The 17,915-nt window shown below is 65.6% G+C and carries 17 protein-coding genes; 10 read left to right on the top strand and 7 right to left on the bottom strand.

Translation table 11 applies throughout. The features are described from left to right. Both AArcCO_RS10145 and AArcCO_RS10140 read left to right on the top strand, forming a co-directional pair. The gene (locus AArcCO_RS10145; protein WP_259533313.1) at window positions 1–351 is read left to right on the top strand and encodes a ferredoxin family protein; all 351 of its coding nucleotides are present in this window, start codon (window positions 1–3) and stop codon (window positions 349–351) included. Between the two features lie 75 nt (window positions 352–426). Continuing rightward, entirely contained in the window at window positions 427–1,332 is a 906-nt protein-coding gene (locus tag AArcCO_RS10140; RefSeq protein ID WP_259533312.1) for a DMT family transporter, read from the top strand. Between the two features lie 35 nt (window positions 1,333–1,367). Here AArcCO_RS10140 and AArcCO_RS10135 read toward each other — a convergent pair whose 3' ends face one another. After that, window positions 1,368–1,988 (bottom strand): DUF420 domain-containing protein, encoded by a 621-nt coding sequence (locus tag AArcCO_RS10135; protein WP_259533311.1) that lies wholly within the window; start codon window positions 1,986–1,988, stop codon window positions 1,368–1,370. Between the two features lie 89 nt (window positions 1,989–2,077). On the opposite strand from AArcCO_RS10135, the gene AArcCO_RS10130 reads away from it, so the two are divergent. Continuing rightward, window positions 2,078–3,001, top strand: coding sequence for a hypothetical protein (locus tag AArcCO_RS10130; protein WP_259533310.1), 924 nt, complete (start codon window positions 2,078–2,080; stop codon window positions 2,999–3,001). A 24-nt stretch (window positions 3,002–3,025) separates the two neighbouring features. On the opposite strand, the gene AArcCO_RS10125 is transcribed toward AArcCO_RS10130, so the two are convergent. Then, window positions 3,026–6,001, bottom strand: a complete 2,976-nt coding sequence (locus AArcCO_RS10125) for a DEAD/DEAH box helicase (protein ID WP_259533309.1) — start codon at window positions 5,999–6,001, stop codon at window positions 3,026–3,028. Window positions 6,002–6,108: 107 nt separating this feature from the next. Here AArcCO_RS10125 and AArcCO_RS10120 point away from each other — a divergent pair, with 107 nt between their 5' ends. Then, window positions 6,109–6,855 (top strand): sugar phosphate isomerase/epimerase family protein, encoded by a 747-nt coding sequence (locus tag AArcCO_RS10120; protein WP_259533308.1) that lies wholly within the window; start codon window positions 6,109–6,111, stop codon window positions 6,853–6,855. Window positions 6,856–6,861: 6 nt separating this feature from the next. On the opposite strand, the gene AArcCO_RS10115 is transcribed toward AArcCO_RS10120, so the two are convergent. From AArcCO_RS10115 to AArcCO_RS10100, 4 genes are all read right to left on the bottom strand, one after another. Beyond that, window positions 6,862–7,629 (bottom strand): metallophosphoesterase, encoded by a 768-nt coding sequence (locus tag AArcCO_RS10115; protein WP_259533307.1) that lies wholly within the window; start codon window positions 7,627–7,629, stop codon window positions 6,862–6,864. A 5-nt stretch (window positions 7,630–7,634) separates the two neighbouring features. Continuing rightward, entirely contained in the window at window positions 7,635–9,182 is a 1,548-nt protein-coding gene (locus AArcCO_RS10110) for an RPA family protein (RefSeq protein ID WP_259533306.1), read from the bottom strand. Beyond that, window positions 9,179–10,489, bottom strand: a complete 1,311-nt coding sequence (locus AArcCO_RS10105; RefSeq protein ID WP_259533305.1) for a Single-stranded DNA binding protein — start codon at window positions 10,487–10,489, stop codon at window positions 9,179–9,181. The genes AArcCO_RS10110 and AArcCO_RS10105 overlap by 4 nt, the downstream gene beginning before the upstream one ends. Before the next feature lie 68 nt (window positions 10,490–10,557). Continuing rightward, window positions 10,558–11,403 (bottom strand): universal stress protein, encoded by an 846-nt coding sequence (locus tag AArcCO_RS10100; RefSeq protein ID WP_259533304.1) that lies wholly within the window; start codon window positions 11,401–11,403, stop codon window positions 10,558–10,560. A gap of 330 nt (window positions 11,404–11,733) precedes the next feature. On the opposite strand from AArcCO_RS10100, the gene AArcCO_RS10095 reads away from it, so the two are divergent. The 6 genes from AArcCO_RS10095 to AArcCO_RS10070 all read left to right on the top strand — a co-directional run bounded on the left by AArcCO_RS10095 (window position 11,734) and on the right by AArcCO_RS10070 (window position 16,897). Further along, entirely contained in the window at window positions 11,734–11,883 is a 150-nt protein-coding gene (locus tag AArcCO_RS10095; protein WP_259536535.1) for a DUF7512 family protein, read from the top strand. A gap of 3 nt (window positions 11,884–11,886) precedes the next feature. Beyond that, the gene (locus tag AArcCO_RS10090; RefSeq protein WP_259533303.1) at window positions 11,887–12,927 is read left to right on the top strand and encodes a sulfite exporter TauE/SafE family protein; all 1,041 of its coding nucleotides are present in this window, start codon (window positions 11,887–11,889) and stop codon (window positions 12,925–12,927) included. Beyond that, window positions 12,928–15,186: a universal stress protein gene (locus tag AArcCO_RS10085; RefSeq protein WP_259533302.1), complete on the top strand. Its 2,259-nt coding sequence runs from the start codon at window positions 12,928–12,930 to the stop codon at window positions 15,184–15,186. 91 nt (window positions 15,187–15,277) lie between these two features. Next, window positions 15,278–15,730 (top strand): TIGR00725 family protein, encoded by a 453-nt coding sequence (locus AArcCO_RS10080; protein WP_259533301.1) that lies wholly within the window; start codon window positions 15,278–15,280, stop codon window positions 15,728–15,730. A gap of 60 nt (window positions 15,731–15,790) precedes the next feature. Next, a complete protein-coding gene (locus tag AArcCO_RS10075) occupies window positions 15,791–16,504 on the top strand; it encodes a hypothetical protein (RefSeq protein WP_259533300.1) in 714 nt (237 codons plus the stop codon). A gap of 72 nt (window positions 16,505–16,576) precedes the next feature. Then, the gene (locus tag AArcCO_RS10070; protein WP_259533299.1) at window positions 16,577–16,897 is read left to right on the top strand and encodes a DUF5789 family protein; all 321 of its coding nucleotides are present in this window, start codon (window positions 16,577–16,579) and stop codon (window positions 16,895–16,897) included. A 16-nt stretch (window positions 16,898–16,913) separates the two neighbouring features. Here the strand turns inward: AArcCO_RS10070 and aglJ are convergent, their stop codons facing one another. Next, on the bottom strand, window positions 16,914–17,834 hold the full coding sequence (gene aglJ, locus AArcCO_RS10065; RefSeq protein ID WP_259533298.1) for an S-layer glycoprotein N-glycosyltransferase AglJ: 921 nt from the start codon (window positions 17,832–17,834) through the stop codon (window positions 16,914–16,916). Between the last annotated feature and the right edge of the window lie 81 nt (window positions 17,835–17,915).

Below are 17,915 nucleotides of genomic sequence, written 5' to 3'. Positions count from 1 at the left end.
ATGAGCGCAAACACTGACGCGGCCGACGAGACCGGACCGGACCTCTCCCCGAAGTCGTTCGGGGTCGAGAACGAATCGATGGAAGACAAGCTGTACACCGTCAAGTACGAGGATGCCGGCGAATCCCACCTGGACGTGAAGGTGCCCGGCATCTGCGAAGAGCGGTGTGTAAACGACGACTGCGTGAACGTCTGTCCGGCAGACGTCTGGCAGCGGGACGACGACGGCGTACCGCACATCTACTACGAGAACTGCCTGGAGTGTGGCAGCTGTCGGTGGGGCTGTCGCCACGGCAACGTCGTGTGGACCTACCCCGAACGCGGCGCCGGCGTCACCTACAAGAAAGGCTAGCGAACCGATCGTTCTTCGCCGGGATCGCAACCTACTCGGCGCTGTGTACTCGAGACGTTTTCGAGTGATGAGTGCGTGACGTCGCCGTTCCGGAACGCGATCCTGTTCGTCGTGCTCGCCGCCGTCTGGGGGAGCGCGTTCACCGCGATCAAGGCCGGACTGGAGTTTTTTCCCCCGGTCCTGTTTGCGGCGTTCAGGTACGATCTGGCCGGCCTGTTGATGCTCGGTTACGCAGTGTACGCCACCGATCGGTGGCGACCCCGGAGTCGCGACGAGTGGTTGCTCGTCGGGACCGGCGGGGCGTTCCTGATCGCCGCCTACCACGCGTTCCTGTTCGTCGGCCAGCAAGGGACCACGAGCGCCGCCGCGGCAGTGATCGTCAGCCTCTCGCCGATTCTGACGACGGGGTTTGCGCGTGCGCTGCTGCCGGACGAACGGCTCGCCATCCTGGGAGTCGTCGGCCTCCTGGTCGGATTTGTGGGTGTGGTAATCTTGAGCAACCCCGATCCGAACAACCTGCTGGACGCCCGGACCGTGTCGATGCTTTTGATCTTCCTTGCGGCGGCGTCGTTCGCGCTCGGCAGCGTGCTGACCCGGCGGTTCGACACCGGACTCCCGATCGAGACGATGGAGGCGTGGTCGATGCTGGTGGGCGCACTCCTGATGCACGGGGTAAGCGTCGCACTCGCGGAATCTGTGGCGGACGTCGAGTGGACGCTCGAGGCGCTCGTAGCGCTGCTGTATCTCGTCGTCGTCGCAAGCGCAGCCGGCTTCCTGATCTACTTCGACCTCCTCGAACGGCTCGGCCCGATCGAGATCAACCTCGTTTCGTATGCCGCCCCGGTCGCCGCCGCGGTCACCGGGCTGGTGTTCCTCGGAGAGGTGCCGACGATCCACACCTGGGTCGGCTTCCTGTTCATCCTGACGGGCTTTCTGCTCGTAAAGCGGGACGCGATCCGTGCGGAACTCGTTCGGCTGTAAGTCTCGGTTCCCGAGAAAAACGCGCGAAGCGACTGCTACAACAGGACGATGGCAGCCGCCTGTGCTGCCTCGTACGTAGAGTCGTACACGTGATTCAAAAGGAGATACGCCACGACCCCGAGAATCAGCGACAGTAGCCACGAACCGGCTGCGATCCGTCCGATCCGACGGTGAGGCGTCTCGGTCCGGAGCTCCCGTTCGGTGTGCGTGAGGCCGAGAACGATCGCATAGATTACCACCGGCACCGCGAGAATCGACAGCACGATGTGGATCCCGAGCATCACCAGATACGCGTAGAAGGCGGGGTCGGGGCCTTCGAAGTACTTCGTCCCGCCGCCGGCGACCCGCGGGAGATACATCCCGAGGAAGATCAGGATCAACACGAACGAGGTCGTCATCGCCGCGGCGTGTTTTTTCATCTCGCCGGCGCGGATCCAGTACCAGCCAAGCGAAAGCGTGAGGATCGTAAGAGCGTTCACGGCGGCGATCGCGTGGGTGAGAAACTCGACCTGGGGCTGTGATAGCCGGGGGAACAGTGCCGCGAACGACGGCGAGAGAAACACCCCGAGCACCGCGACGTAACCGACGAGCGAGAGGGCGATCGTGACTGCGAGCGGACGGTCCCGAACCGGGCCGCGAACGACTGGCGTCTCCATGGTCGCCGTTGGGGAGGAACCGGTATTCCTTTTCGGGTTCCGACCGTCGGACGGAAAAGACACTTGTCGGCTGCTCCCTTCCTCCACGCGTGAACTGGGAGAACGGCCCTCGCCGACGGCTCGCAGCCCGGATCCTGCAAGCGACGGCTGCGGGCCTCTGTCGACGCCCCCGGTGGGAACTGTTCGCGGTGTATCTCGCGGTTCCGACGCTTCTGGTCTTCGTCTATCTCCTTCCAGGGACCCGGAGCTGGAGCCTCTCGCTTGCCGTCCAGTCGCCGTTCGCTGACGGACCGACACTGTGGACGGCGTTCGCGTCGAGCTACGTCCACGCCGACACATCCCATCTCCTCAACAACGTCGGCGTGTACTGGCTCACGATGGCGGCGATCCATCCGCTCGCGGTCGTGGCCGACTGGCGTCGAAAGCTCGCTGGCGCCGCCGCGGGCTATCTCCTCGCCGTTCCAATCCTCGTTTCGTGGGTGTCGATCAACACGCTCGGGGAGTTCTCCAACTACCCGTCGGCCGGGTTTTCGGGACTCAACTCGGCGTTCCTGGGGTTTCTCGTTGTCGTCTGGTTCGTCGCCCTCGGGTCGGAGTCGGCACCGGAGTCGGAGTCGAAGGGGGAGTCGGAGTCGAGGTCGAAGACGGATCGACGGATCGATCCGACCTGGGCGGTCGTCCCGTTTTCGCTCGCGCTGGCGTTCGCGTTCGCCGTTCCGCGGAACACCGGCTTCCTGCCCCCCGACCCATCGATCGCGGCGTTGTTCTTCCTCGTCGCCGCCGGGGGTGCAGCCGGGTTGCTCCACCTGAACGGCGCGCCACGGTGGATCGGCCTCCCCGCCGAACGGGAGTTCATGTTCGTGTTCGGGATGTCCGTAACCATCGCGGGGGTGCTCGGTTCGCTCGTCATCGTCGCCCCCGGAACCAACCTGTACGCACACCTGACGGGGTTCGTCGTCGGCTTCGGCGTCCCGTTTCTCGGGTTCGTACTCCCACGACTTTCCGCACGCTGAGCCGTCGAGAGACCGGTCGAGAAATCAGTCCCAGAACGACTGCGTCCGGGCGTACTGGCGCTCCTGTTCGAGGATGTCCCGGTAGAAGTCGTCCTCGTTCTCTCGGAGCTTCGCGATGATCCGCGCGGCGTTGTGCGGCCCCACGCCGCGGGCCGCCATCGCGATCACCGCCTGCTTGCCGTGGCTCTGGACCAGGTTCGCCGAACGGTACGCCCGCTCGGTGAGCCGGCGCTGTTCGTCGTCCTTCTCGCCGGCCCGCACTGCCGCGGGCGTTTCCTCGTCCCAGGGGTTGAGCGCGGCGATTCGGGTGGAGCCGCAGTCGGGACACTCCGGCTGGTCGGTCACCCGACGGACTGGACGGGTTCGCTCCCACTCGAGACAGTGGAGACACAGCAGCCTGACGCGATCGTCCATGATCCGGTCCCGCACGGTGTCGATCACCGATGCGTCCGCGTTCTCGGGTACCAGGAACTCCCGCCCCCCGGATCGTCCCCCGGTTCCAAGCGGCGTCCGCTCGCCGACGATCGCGACCTCGATATCTCGACCGTCGCTGTCGGCCGTAGTGTCGTCCGATCGAAGTCGACCGAGGAGGTCCGCGGCTCCGTCGATCTCGAGATCGCGGTGAAACACCTCCCGAACGGCCTCGTCGAACACCGGCGTGTCCGCGAGCGCAGCCAGCAGCCGGTCGGCGCCGAACCGGTGGTCACCCTGGTAGCGTTTGAGCGCGCCGAACTTCGCGGCCACCTGCGCGAGAGTGAACTTCAAGGTGTCAGAGCGCTTCAACGCGAGTTCCAGCAGCGGCTCGAGGTGGTCCGGGTCGGTTTCGAGAAGCACTGCCCGGAACGTCGAGGGGCCGACCGACGGCGGCACCTCGAAGGAGATCCGGTAGGGGTCGACCTCCATGCCGATGGACGAGCCGGTTCGCTGGCCGACCAGCGCCGCGAGCAGCCGCCCCAGCGTCTCGTTGATCTCGTGGCCGAACGTCGCGTTCAACGCGACAGTCCGCGCCTCCCCCTCTACCAGGAGGCGTCGGTCGGTCGGCAGCGGCGCCCCCGACTCGACGTGGCGCTCGACCGGCTCGAGAGCGTTCGCAATCGTCCGTTCGTCCGCGGGGTATCGGCGTGACAGCTCTCGGGCGACGGAGTCCCGGGAGCCGCCGGCCGAAAGCTGCCTGCCGGCGACACGCCGCAGTTCGCCGACCTCGCGTGCGACCGCCGCCGGCACCGGGATCTCCTGGCCCACCCAGGAGGGAACCTCCCCGCCGGGATCCTCCACCGGCGACACCTCCACCCGACTCTCCTCGTCGTCGATCTTCGTGATCCGCCACATCTCCCCGCGCTGGATGAACGTCGCTCCCGGCTCGGCGAAGTTGACGACGAACCGCTCGTCGAGGGTCCCTACCCCCGTCCGAGAGGAGACGTCGTACACCTCGTAGGTCTCCTCGTCGGGAATCATCGAGAGGTTGGCGTAGAAGTACTGCCAGGAGCCGCCGGTCTTCTCGATCCGGTCGTGGTCCGCGGCGTACCAGACGAGCCGGTTGCCCGCGATCTCCTCGATCACCTCCCGAAGCTGTGCCACCGACAGCTTCCGGAACGGATACGCAGCGGTGAGCACATCGTGAGCGTCGCCGACGTCGAGCTCACCGAAGTCCATCACGAGCCCGACCAGCTGGTTTGCAACCACGTCGAGGCTGCCGTGATGGATTGCCGAATTTTCCACCTCGCCTTCCCGCGCCCGTCGGGCGATAACGAGCGCCTCAAGTGTGTCGTCCGGATCGCTCGCGAGGATCGTCCCTCGCGAAATCTCGTCTCTGCGGTGGCCGGCCCGACCGACTCGCTGGAGCAGTCGGGCCACTTCCCGGGGGCTGTTGTACTGGACGACGTGATCGACCCGCCCCACGTCGATCCCCAGCTCCATCGAAGAGGTGCACACGAGCGCGTCGATCTCTCCGGATTTGAACCGGTCCTCGACGTCGATCCTGACCTCCTTCGAGAGCGACCCGTGGTGGACTTCGATCGGCGCCTCCAGCTGTTTGAACCGAGAGCCGAGCGCCTCGGCCGTCTGTCTGGTGTTGACGAAGATCAACACCGACTCGTTGTCCGCGACGATGTCACGGATAAACCGGACGTGGCTGGCGATCTCCGGATCGGTCGCGAGTTCGCCCGCGAGATGTTCGTCTTCGTCGGTCACCGCTGGTTCGGTGACGGTAAACTCCACGCGGCTGCCGACGTCGATTTCGACGATCTCGACGTCTCGGTCTGCACCTCGGGTGACTTCCTCGTTTTGTACCGTCGTATCCGCGGTGGCGGCCGGGTGATCAGAATGTGGGGTGCCGACGCCGACGAGAAAGCGACCGACCTCTTCGGGATCGCCCACCGTCGCCGAGAGCCCGATCCGCTGTGAAGGGCCCGCGACCGCCCGGAGTCGTTCGAGTCCGACGGTCAGCTGTGCGCCGCGTTTCGCCGCGGCGAGTTCGTGGACCTCATCGACGACCACGTGATCGACGTCGGAAAGCGCCTCGCGCATCCGCGATCCCGTCAGGATCGCCTGGAGGCTTTCGGGAGTCGTGATCAGCACGTCCGGCGGGTCCTCTGCCTGCTTTTTTCGCTGATAGCTCGTGGTGTCGCCGTGTCTGACCGCGATCTCGACGTCGAGTTGCTCGCCCCACCATTCGAGGCGATCCATCATGTCGCGGTTGAGCGCCCGCAACGGGGTTATGTACAGCGCCCGAATCCCCTCGATCGGTTCCCGCCCCTCGTCGCGGCAGCGCTCCCGCCGCCGGACGATCGCGTCGAACACCGGCAACATCGCAGTCTCGGTTTTTCCGGTTCCGGTAGGGGCGACGATCAGGGCGTTCCGACCGGCCGAAAGCGTCGGAATAGCACGGCGCTGCGGCTCCGTCGGCGTGGTGAATCCGCGGTCGGACAGCGCCTCCCGAACGGACGCCCCGAGCGCGGCGAACGCGTCCATCCCGGCGTCGGCCGATCGCCCCTCTGCCATCGCCGACGATAGCGGGGCGACGCGATTAAGGCCACCGTTTCGACGGTTCCGATTTCCGCCCCTGGCACCGCCCGACCTTATAAGTCGATCGCGTACAGCGATTCAGTATGGACCTCGGGCTCACGGTCGGGGACGAACTCGAGCGGATCGGCGCTGCCGATCCACGGTACGACTTCCTCGAACTCTCGATCGGGGACGGATTCCTCCCGCCAGAATCGATCGATCGCGACCGCCTGGAGACGGCGCTGGACGGCCGCGAACTGTACGTCCACCTGCCGTTCGACCAGCCGGTCGTGACACACGTCCCGGAGCTAAACGAGGCGATCCGCGAGTATCAAACTCGGCTGCTGTCGTGGGCCGGAGACGTGGGCGCCCGGAAAGCGGTGTTGCACGGAACCACCGCCGACCGGGACGACGTCGGCCTCCGGGACGGGTTCACGGAGCAGCTGGCTGGGATTGTCACCGCGGGCGATCGCACAGGGGTGGAGGTGGTCGTCGAGAACGTCGGCCACCAGCACCACGGCGTCCAACTGTCCGTCCTGGGCGAGGCTGCACGGGAGGTCGGCGCGTCAGTCTGTTTCGACGTGGGTCACGCGTACATGGAGGCCGGAAACGACGGGATCAAACGGTTTCTCCGGAGCCACGGCGACCGAATAACTCACCTCCACGTTCACGACGCGCGTCGCCGCGGAGACACCCACATCCCGGTCGGCGCCGGCGAGATCGACTACGACATCGTGTCCGAGCAGCTCTCCGGCTTCGACAGGAGCGTCGCGGTCGAGGTGTTCACCGACGACGCGGCGCTTCTCTGGGACTCCGGGAGGCGGGTGCGTGACCTTTTGATTCCGGAGTGAACTCGGCTATACATCGGTGTACGGGCCGAGTCGAGTCCCGTCGAGGAGATACGCCTGACCGTCGGCGAGTCCGGCCGGCAGGAACGGCGAGAGGAACGACTGTCCCTCGACGTTCACCCAGGTTCCGCCCGATCGGTCGTTGAAGGCTGGAAACACCACGAGTTCCGTTTCCGAGCCGGCGGTTTCCTCGGCGATGATTCCCTCAGTCCGGAACGGTTCCGGATCGAGTGTCCCACGCAGCCACGCCCGCTCCACCCGGGTGCCACCTACCTCGTCTCTGAGTCGGACCTGCGGATGTTCGTGGCCCACACAGACGACGTCGGCCTCGAGAACCTCGCGTGCGGGCCAGGTGTGGCCGTGGACCAGTCCCACGTTCCCGTAGACAGCTCCGTCGGCGGGAGCGACGTCGATCCGGTCGGCGAAGGCGGCCGCGACCCCGCCGTCGTGGTTTCCCTGCACGAGCGTCAGGGGAACCCGGTCGGTCACCGAGCCGATCAGTGTTTCGAGCTCCTCGCGCTCCTCGCCGTCGGGGGCACGAATTCGATGGGCGAGATCACCCAGCACAATCACCCGATCCGCATCTGTCCGGTCGAGCAGCGACAGCAATCGCTCGCGGCGGCTGTCGGCCGCCGAGTCGAGTTCGACACCGCGTTCGTATCTGAGGCCGATCTCGATGCCGGCGTGGTAGTCCGCGACGGCGAGTGCCCGCTTCCCGTCGCCGTCGACGATCGCCGCCGGCGCGTTCGGGATCGGCTCGACTGGCGTCGGCGCCACCGTCGTCAGATCGCCTTCAGGCGGTCGTCGCCGGGTTCATAACAGAGACCGCCCATCAGGGCGTCCTGGATCGCGTCCTCGACCGCGTCCGGATCGACCCCGTATTCGTCGACGACGCGGGCGACGACCGCCTCCCTGTCGGCGCCGTCGCCGTCGTCGATCGCCTCGATCGCATCGACCGCCGCCGACTCCAGGTCGACGTCGACCGGATCGACCTCGTCGGTCGCCTCGGATTCCCCGTCGGTGTCCGGCTCGGGTTTCTCCTCGGCAGGTTCGGCGTCGGTCGCCTCGTCGCCGGCGTCGGCCTCTAGTTCGGCCGCCAGCTCGTCGGCGTCGGGCACGTCGATGTCCGCCTCACCGGGGTCGTCGACCTCGGTTCCGGTGGTGAACTCCGTCCCGTACTCGTCTTCGACTTCCCTGCGCTCGTCCTCGTCGAGTTCGTACATTCCGTCACCGCTCTCGGAATCGTCGTCCGGCGACGCGTCGATGTCGGTGCCCTCGACCGACTCCGAGCCACCTGCACTCGCGTCAGTCGCAGCCTGCGTTTCGTCGGGTTCGGATTCGGTTTCCTCCTCGGGTTCCGGTTCCGGATCGACTTCCGGATCCGGCTCGGATTCCGGTTCAGCTGTCGGCGGCTCTTCGGTCGCAATCTCGGCCACGTCTTCAGACTCGGCGGGGGCCGCCGAGTCGTCGTCGATCGCCTCGGCATCGGCGGCCGACTCATTGACTGCGGCCGGCTCGGCGTCCGTTTCGGTGTCGACGTCCGCGATCGTGACGTCGGTCTCCGGCAACGTCCCGACCTCCGAGATCCCGACCTCGCCCCGTTCCGCCGGAGCCATCGAGGGACGGGTCACTTCCTCGCGCTCGCCGGCGACGAGTTCGAGTGCTTCCACCGCCGTCCGGCGGATCGCCTCGACGTACGCGGGCGAGGTGTCGTACGTCGCAAGCGCCTTCGGGATCCCGGCTGCAAGCGCCGTGGAGGCCCCGCCCGCGGCCAGCGCCTCCCGGAGCCGATCACCGCGGAGATCCGACTCCAGCGCGCGAACGAACACCGCGAGCCGGTCGAGAGTGGCCTCCGCAGTCGAGACCACCCAGCGATCGCGCGTCCGGGCGTCGACCGCGTTGAGGCTCTCCGGACGCACCGAGGTGAACACCCGGTCGGAGTCCTCCGGCTCGAACGTTCGGGCCTTCCCGGTGAGCGCGACGAACGCCGGGGGATCGGCGCGTTCGAGGAACGCCGCCTCGTCGGGCTGGTACTGCCCGGCGTAGGTGACGAACGCCCCCGTCGGATCCACGATCCGTCCCCGGCTCGTCTCCTCGTTTACGGCCTCGACCTCCGTCAGTACGCCCACTGCGAACAGCCGGTTGACCCGGGCACCGGTCGGCGTCACGACGTAGTTCGGTGCTCGCTCCTCGTCGCTTTCCGAATACGACAGCGTCGCGTCGTCGAACTCCGCAGCGAACAGCCTGTGGGCGATCTCCCGCCCGCCACCGCCGACGGGTCCACCGTCGCCGGAACCGGTGCCTCCCGAACCGCCGTCCTCGGCGCTCATCGTCGCTCACCTCCGTCGGCAGCGGGACCGTCTGCGGGGGCCGAACCGAGCCGCTCCAGGGCGGCTCTCGCCTCCTCGGCGGGGTCGACCTCGACTTGCTCGAACGCGTCGGCGTCGAGGTTGGCGCCGTAGTCGTCGACCGAGAGGTTCCCCCGAACGCGGAACGTCCGTCCTTCGATCCGGCTCGCGATCTCCGCGGCGACGACCTCCTTGTCCATCGCGTCGCGGGCGGCGGATTTCGCCTCCTCGATGCCGCCGCCGTACACCTCCGCGGTGAGTTCGGTCCCCAGGATCGCGGTCAGCGTTCCGGTTCCGTCGTCGACGATCGCCTTTATCCGGAGGTCGTCCTCGGCATCGACAGCGCCGTGGCTCCGACACTGGCCGCCCTGAACCACGCGTCCACACTCGGGACACCGCTCGATTAGCCCCGAGCCGTCCCGCACCTGGATTGCGGTTCCGACGACTTCGACGTCGTACATCCCGCCGGTTTCGACTGCGTCGCCCACCGACAGTCGAGGGGCGTCCTCCCGAACCGCGACCGGCTCCGGAAGCGGCGTGACCGTCGTGTATTCCGAGAGGTTCACCGACGGCACGCCACGGAACTCCCGAACGTACACGTCCTCGATCCGGAGGTCGGCGCCGGGCTCGACCTCGGCTCTGGGCGACCAGTCGGTGAACGGCAGCCGGCCGGTTTCGTCTCCGACCTCCCCCGAGAGGATCTCTGTTTCCCCGTCCCGACCGTCGATCGTCCGGCGCTCCATCTCGAGGACGCGAACCTCGACCGTCCGCCCGCGGTCCCCGGGTTCGAGATCGATCAGGCTCGACTCGCCGCCCACCTCGTACGGGACGTTGACGTCGTCTGCCACTGCGACGCTCGTGTTCTCGCCGAGGTTGAGCTCCGGCTGTCCGTCCCATTCGCGGACGCCGGCGTTGCCCACGGTGATCGAGTCGCCGGGTTCGAACCCGAAGTCCTGCCAGGCGGTGTAGGAGATCACGCCGGTTTCGTCGGCGAGTTCTCCTTCCCGGATCTCGACGTCTTCGCCTTGATAGCGGATCGTCCGTCTGCCGACGGTCAACACTTTCCCGGTGACGGTGACGTTCGATCGGTCGGCCGTCACCTCCGCGACGTCCAGGGAGACCGGTTCGGCGGAGCCGCCACCGCCGTCGCCGTGTTTGCGCCGGATCGACTGTTTGGCTTCCTCGATCGGAACGCTGTACTGGAGCAGGTTCTCCAGGTCTGATCTGACCTCCGATTTGTCGACGCCGAGAGCGGAGGCGAGCTCCTCGGCATGTTTGTCTACGTCCATCGGCCGAGGATTGGTCGCCGCGTCCTATAAAGGATTGTTCGCACCGGCTCAGTCGGACTCGGAAGCGATCACACAGTCCGCGGCGGCGGGACCAGGAAGACGTTCCCGTTCGCACGCGCGACGACGTCTTCGGAGACGCTCCCGAGCAGGAGCCGCCGGAGCCGGCTGTGTCCCCGCGATCCGATCAACACCGTCGTCGGATCGTACTCGGCCTCGGCGGCGAGGATCTCGTCGGCGGGATCGCCGCGGCGAACGTCGGTCTCGACATCGATCTCCCACTCGTCGAGCTGTTCGGCGAGTTCGGTCAGCCGATCCTCCGGGGTGAGATCGCCCTCCGGGCCGGGATCCTTCGGCGATCGCACGTGCACGAGTGTCGCCTCCCGAGTCGCGTGCCGGAGATACGAGAACGCCTGGAATGCCCGATCCGCGTTCTCGGAGAAGTCGGTCGCGAACAGCACGCGCCGGAAGAGGTGTTGCCGGACGACGTCGGGATTCTCGGCCCCTCGTTCGACCCGGTTGACCACCAGGGGGACGACCGTCGTTCGTGCGAGGTTTCGGGCGGTCGATCCGATCACCCTGTTTTCGAGCGGGCTCTTCCCGCGGGAACCGACGACCGTCAGGTCGGCACCGACCGTGCCGGCGATCCCGTTGATCCGTCGGTGGGGCGTCCCACGGACCACGTGCGTCTCGACGTCGAACCCCGCGTTCTCCATGGTGCGACGGTATCGAGCCAACCCGCGCTTTCGTCGGCCTTCGAAGTCCATGCCCGGCATACCCGCATGGACGTTCGAGGGGACGACAGTCACCAGATGCATCTCCTCGATGCCGATGCGAGCCAGACAGCCGAGACACGTCTCGTTTTCGATCGCTGCCTCGCTGGCCGCAGAGAGATCTGTCGCGTACACCGCTTTCATACTCGGCGTAGGGACTGTCGGTATAATATTGTTTTGCTTTTCCAATACTGATGCGTCTGACCCCGCCGTTTTGCGCGGCGGTGATCGGCAGGATGCGCCCGATTACGCCCGCAACTGTACTTCAAAACCCTCCGTATTTTGGAAACTTATGCGAATATTCTCGTGAGATACCGATGGCATTCTTTGTAGTAATATTGTCTTTCAATCCCAAAACTGTTATTACACCGCGTCGGTTAGGAACGACCGAGTGAGAACGCGTGATTCGCACACGATCCGACGGTACACGGGGTGGCAACGAATGACGACCGAACGACAGCGAGGTGAGCGCGATTGATCGAGTCGCTCGGACTGCCCGCATGGCTACAGGCGGCACTGCTCGTGGGAGTCGTGCTCGTCGAGGCTGTGCTGCTGTACGTCGGCTACGGCTATCTCGAGGACCGGGCTGCAACGCGTGTGATCGAGACGATACAGAACGCCTGATAAATGGAGCTACTCGGACTTACCCCAGAGCTGTTGGCGCTGTTCGTTAGCTTCGGGTTCATGGTCGGGGTGTTCTTCGGGTTCTTCGGTATGGGGGGATCGTTTCTGGTCACGCCCGCGCTGTTGATCCTTGGATACCCCGCGCCGGTGGCGATCGGTTCCAGTATGGCGTTCGTCTTTGGAACCGCCGTCATTGCGACGCTGAAACACCACGACGTCGGCGAAGTAGACTACAAACTGGGCGCCCTGATGTTCGTCGGGATCGCGCTGGGAATCGAGGCTGGAAAGATGATCGTGCTGTTCCTGGACCAGCTCGGTCAGGCCGAACTCGTCGTCGGGATCGCGTACGTCCTGTTGCTGGCAGCGATCGGGCTCATCTTCACCCGGAACGCCCTCAAGGGGAACGGCGACAGCGACGAATCCGAAGATGCCGAGGTGACGACAGACGGAGACGACATCCCCGAGATCGCCACGAAGATCAAGTCGTACAACATCCCGCCCATGGTGACGCTTACCGACGGCAGCAAGGCGTCCATGTGGACGATTTCAGGCGTCGGCGGTGGCGTCGGGGTCGTGTCCGGCTTTCTCGGTGTCGGGGGCGGGTTCATTCGCATGCCCGCGATCTACTACCTGATCGGCGTTTCCCTAACCGCGGCGGTCGGCACCAGCCTGTTCGGCGCGCTGATGTCCGGCGCCGTCGGCGCGTTCACCTACGGGCTCTCCGGCGTCATCGATTTGGGCGTCGTCACGGCGCTACTGGTCGGCAGCGCGCTCGGAGCCCGAATCGGCTCGGCGTCGACAGCGTACGTCGACGAGGACGACGTCACGATCTACTTCGGGATCATGCTGCTTTTGGCCAGCACCGCCGTCGCGTTCGGCGAACTCGCAACCTGGCTCGAGATGCCGATCCTCGATACGGTGAGTTTCGTCCTGTTGATCGGCTCGTCGGTGTTCGTGACGGTCGTGATCCTCTATTACGGTGGTGTGGCGTTGCGGAAACGGAAGGTGACGCCGCCGACGTCGACTCCAGGGGGAGACGATTAGATGCCGACAGGGCTAAAACGTGATCTCGGACTGCCGGCAGTCGTCGCCATCAGCATCGGGGCGATGGTCGGTTCGGGAATTTTCATCCTACCGGCGCTGGCCTACGAAATCGCCGGTTCGACGGTAGTGCTGGCGTACCTGCTGGCGGGACTGCTCGTCGTGCCAGCAGCGCTCTCGAAATCCGAGATGGCGACGGCGATGCCCGAGGACGGCGGGACGTACGTATATATCGAGCGGGGGATGGGACCGCTCATGGGAACGATCGCCGGCATCGGAACGTGGTTTTCCCTCTCGTTCAAGGGGGCACTGGCTCTCGTCGGGGGCGTTCCGTACCTCGTGTTCGCGCTCGGTCGCGACCTCTCTTCGGGGACGGTCACGGCAATCGCACTGGGGCTTGCCGTCGTGTTGATCCTGGTCAACCTGCTCGGTTCCGACGTCACCGGACGGTTCCAGGTCGCGATCGTCGCAGTGATGCTCGCGGCGATGACCTGGTTCGTCGCCGGTAGCGGGTTCGCCGTCGAGGGAAGCCGCCTTTCGGGAGCGTTCGATCCGGGCACGCCCGGACTGCTGGTGGCGACCGGTGCGGTCTTCGTCTCGTATGCGGGCGTCACGAAGATCGCAAGCGTCGCCGAGGAGATCGAAAACCCCTCCCGAAACATCCCTCTCGGAATGATGCTCTCGCTCGGGTTTACGACTCTCTTGTACGTGCTTCTCGTGGCGATCCTCGTAGGAGTAACGCCGGGGGACGTCCTCACGGCGACAGACGCGCCGGTCGCGGTCGCCGCCGAAGAAACGCTTGGCGCCCTGGGCGTCGCCGCTGTCGTCGCGGCCGCGCTGCTTGCGCTCGTGAGCACGGCCAACGCAGGCGTGCTTTCTGCGTCCAGATACCCGTTTGCGATGGCCCGGGACAACCTCGTTCCGGCGGCCTTCGAGCGACTCGACCCCAGATTCAACACTCCATCCAGAGCCGTCACGCTCACCGGCGCCGTCATTCTCGTGTTGATCGCGTTCGTGCCGATCCTCCAGATCGCGAAGCTGGCATCCGCCTTCCAGATTCTGGTGTTCGTTCTCGTGAACCTGGCTGTCATCGGCTTCCGCGAAGGCGCCGTCGAGGGCTACGACCCAGATTTCGTCGCACCTTTGTATCCGTGGCTGCAGGTCGCCGGCATCGTCGGCGGTTTCGTGTTGTTGTTCACGATTGGAACGATCCCGCTCGTTGGCGCAGTGCTCATAACGGCCGGCTCGATGGTCTGGTACTACGTGTATGCCCGTTCCCGGATCGACCGCGAGGGAGTCGTGCGAACGAGCGCCCGCAAGAACGTCGGTGACCGGGCGATCGAAGAAACGGAAGCGCTGTTCGATTCGGAGGAGCCGTTCGACGTGCTCGTGGCGATCACCGAAGACACGTCGCCGGCGATGAAACGGGAGCTGGTCCGGACCGCGAGCGACATCGGTCGACTCCGGAAGACGGCCATTTCCGTCGTCGAGTTTGTCGATGTCCCCCAGCAGATGTTCGCCGAAACCCATCCGAGCGTCTCGAGAGAGAACCCCGAATGGTTGAACGCGGTGCGTGCAGACGGCGGAACGCCGGGAACCGATATCGACGTCCAGTACCGCCGGATCGAGTCGGAGCACTCCGCACAGTCGATGGTCGACTACGCCACATACGAGGATCACGACCTGCTCGTGATGGAGCGCGACAGGGCCGACTTCCACACGCGGCTGTTCGGCAAGGGATCCGACTGGATACTCGAAAACGCCCCCTGTGACGTGCTTTTAGTCGACGAAGGCCCGGATCCCGCGTCGAAAGACCGCCCCGGCGTGAACGACGCCTCGGAGGTGGCGGTGGTCGCGAACCGCGGGCCGTACGACCCCGTAAAGCTCCTTTTGGCCGACTCGATCGCCGAGGAGGCGGGCGCGGGGATCCACCTCCTGCAGGCGGTCCCAGCGGACGCCCCCGAAACCAGACGACAGACGATCGAGGCGTACCACGACCGGTTGATCTCGACGTTGACCGTTCCGACTCGGTCGACGGTGATCGAAACCGACGACGAGATCACGGGACTCACACGGTTCGTCGGCGACGCGGAGCTACTCGTCACCGGAGTGGACCGGACGGGCCTTACCGCCCGCCTGTTCGGACGGCCGGGTAACAGGCTCGTCGACTCAGTCGACGCGAACGCCGTGATGGTGAAAAGCCACGGCGATCGGAACCCCGGTTTGCTCCAGCGGTTCCTGATGGATCACGTCTTCGGGTGAGCGATCTGACGATCGGTCCGCACCAAGCCTGATGTTTTTTTCGTGCCGACCGCGCGGTGGCTTTTTCCCGTCCCGGCCGGTCGAAGCAGATATGCGGGTGAGCGTGATCGGCGGGAGTTCGGTCTCCGATCGAACGGCAGCACGGGCGGAAGCGGTGGGACGGTTGCTGGCTGAGCGAGGCCACGTTGTCGTCTGTGGCGGGCTCGGCGGAGTGATGGAGGCGGTCTGTCGGGGAGCTCGCGAGGTCGGCGGCGAAACCATCGGTATCCTCCCGACCGACCGTCCCGAGGACGCAAACGACTACGTCGAAACCCCGATCGCAACGGGTCTTGGCCACGCACGGAACGCGCTCGTAGTGATGAACGGCGACGCGGTGATCGCGATCGACGGTGGCCCCGGTACCCTCTCGGAGATCGGCCTCGCCGGCGTTTTCGATCGGCCGATAGCCGGCCTGGATACCCACGACGTCAGCGACGTGACCGGAATCGAACCCGTGAACACCCCGGAAGCGGCGGTGACGTACGTCGAAGGGGCATTCGAGTGAGAGAGGTCGGCGAACCGGTCCCGAACAACGGTTAACATCACGGAAGCCCAACTGTGAGGCATGCCGATGAAAGGATCCGGGGCGGCCGACCTCGACGTCATCGACCAGTGGGACGGCGGCGTGGGATGGCTGGCGTATCCCGGGGAGACGATGCAGCGAGCGAGTCATGCGGTGGCGGTCGACGGGGAGGTGTGGGTGCTCGACCCGGTCGACGCAGACGGGGTCGACGAACTGCTCGGAGAGTACGGCGACGTTGCCGGCGTGGTCTGCTGTCTGGATCGGCACAAACGCGACTGCGGGACGATCGCGAATCGCCACGAGGTTCCCGTGTTCCTCCCCGAGTGGATGACCGGCGTTTCGGACGCGTTCGATGCGCCCACGCGCCGGTTCGGCAGGTCGCTCGCCGACACCGGGTTCCGGGCGATCCGGATCCGGAACTCGACGGTGCCGCCCTGGCAGGAAGTCGGGCTGTACGCCCCGCCGGGGGACGGTCCCGAGGAAGACCCGGTTGCAGGGACCCTATACGTTCCGGAGGCCGTCGGCACGTGTTCGTACTTCCGGACCGAACAGGAACGGCTGGGCGTTCATCCGATGCTCCGGCTGTTCCCGCCACGGGCTGTGCTCGAGGGGCTTCGTCCCGAGCGAATACTGGTCGGCCACGGCGAGGGCGTGATGGAGGACGCGCACCGTGAGCTCCGGGCAGCGTTAGACCGGTCCCGGAGCGAAACGCCTTCGCTGTACCTGAAAACGCTCAAAAGCGCGGTTTTCGGCTAAACGGGTGACAGAACACGGGAACTGACGGACAGTCGCCGGTGTTTTTTATTCGGACGGCGTAACCCGTCGTCGATGGCAGTGAGACCGCCCGGCGACGGATCGGACCCGGATCACATAGAGTTCGGTATCGCCGCACTTGCTGCGAGGCTCGAGGAGGCCGATCTCGAGTATCCAGCGACGGCCGACGAGATCTGTACCGCCGTAGACAACACCGACGTTCCGTACGACGGTTCGGGGAACACGCTCGAGCTTCGGGAGGGGCTGGCGGAGCTGGAAACCGAGCAGTTCGAATCCGAGGCACAGCTCCTCGAGGAGATCCACCCCGTGTTCGAGCGGCGCCGTCGTGCAGCCGGCGGGATTTTCGATCGGATCCGGGGGCTGCTTCCGTTCTAGCGCCGTCGCTTCGAGCTCAGTCGCTCTCGATTCGTTCGATCCGGTCGAGCTGTTCGCGGTGGAGCGTGAGGATCAGATCCGACAGCACCCCGAACATCAGAAGCTGGACGCCAAAGAGGATCCCGAACGCCGCCACGAGCGCGAGGACCTCGTGGCTGACGCCGACGACGAACCAGCGATACCCCACATACAGCCCGACGAACGCTCCAAACACCGTCGAGGAGAGTCCGACGGACCCGAAGTAGAAAAGCGGATTGTTGGTTTTCGCCCGTCGGTACAGCTCCAGGAAGATGATCCCCCCGTCACGGATCGGATGTAGGTTCGTCTTCGACCCGTCGGGACGCGGGAGATACGTGATCGGAACGGTGGCCACCTCGAGATCCCGTTTTGCACACTCGACGGAAAGCTGCGTTTCGATGCCGAAGCCGTCCGCAGTGACGTTCATTTCCCGGAACGACTGCCGCGTGAACGCGCGATAGCCCGAAAGGATGTCCCCGTACGATTGACCGTGAATTGCCGCAAACGATCGGTTGATCGTCCGGTTGCCGATCCGGTTGAGCCGCGTCATCGCGCCCTCCCGCATGTCGGCGAACCGGTCGCCGACGACGTGGTCGGCCTCCCCGGAGAAAAGCGGCTCGAGCATGGCGTGAGCGTCTTCCGGACGGTAGGTACCGTCGCCGTCGACCATCAACACGTACGGTGCCTCGACGTGTTCCTCGATCGCCTCCCGGACCGCCTGTCCTTTCCCGGTGCCCGACTGCTCGATCACGCGTGCGCCGGCCCCGCGGGCGAGTTCTCTGGTGTCGTCACTCGAACCGCCATCGATGACGAGAACCTCGTCGAACCCCTCCCCCCGGAACCCGGCGACGACGTCGCCGATCGTCTCGGCCTCATCGAGCGTCGGAACGAGAACACAGACGTCGTCGGTCGAACTCATCGTGAGGGTCGTCGCCGCACGGGCGTATATCTCTGTTCGTTCGCAGTGCGCCTTCGTTCGCAGTGTGCCGATCGTCTGGCG

Origin of the sequence: Halalkaliarchaeum sp. AArc-CO, from assembly GCF_024972735.1 — an archaeon.
Taxonomy (GTDB): domain Archaea; phylum Halobacteriota; class Halobacteria; order Halobacteriales; family Haloferacaceae; genus Halalkaliarchaeum.
Note: the sequence above shows the minus strand (reverse complement) of the source record. Positions and strands in the feature narration are given on the sequence as shown.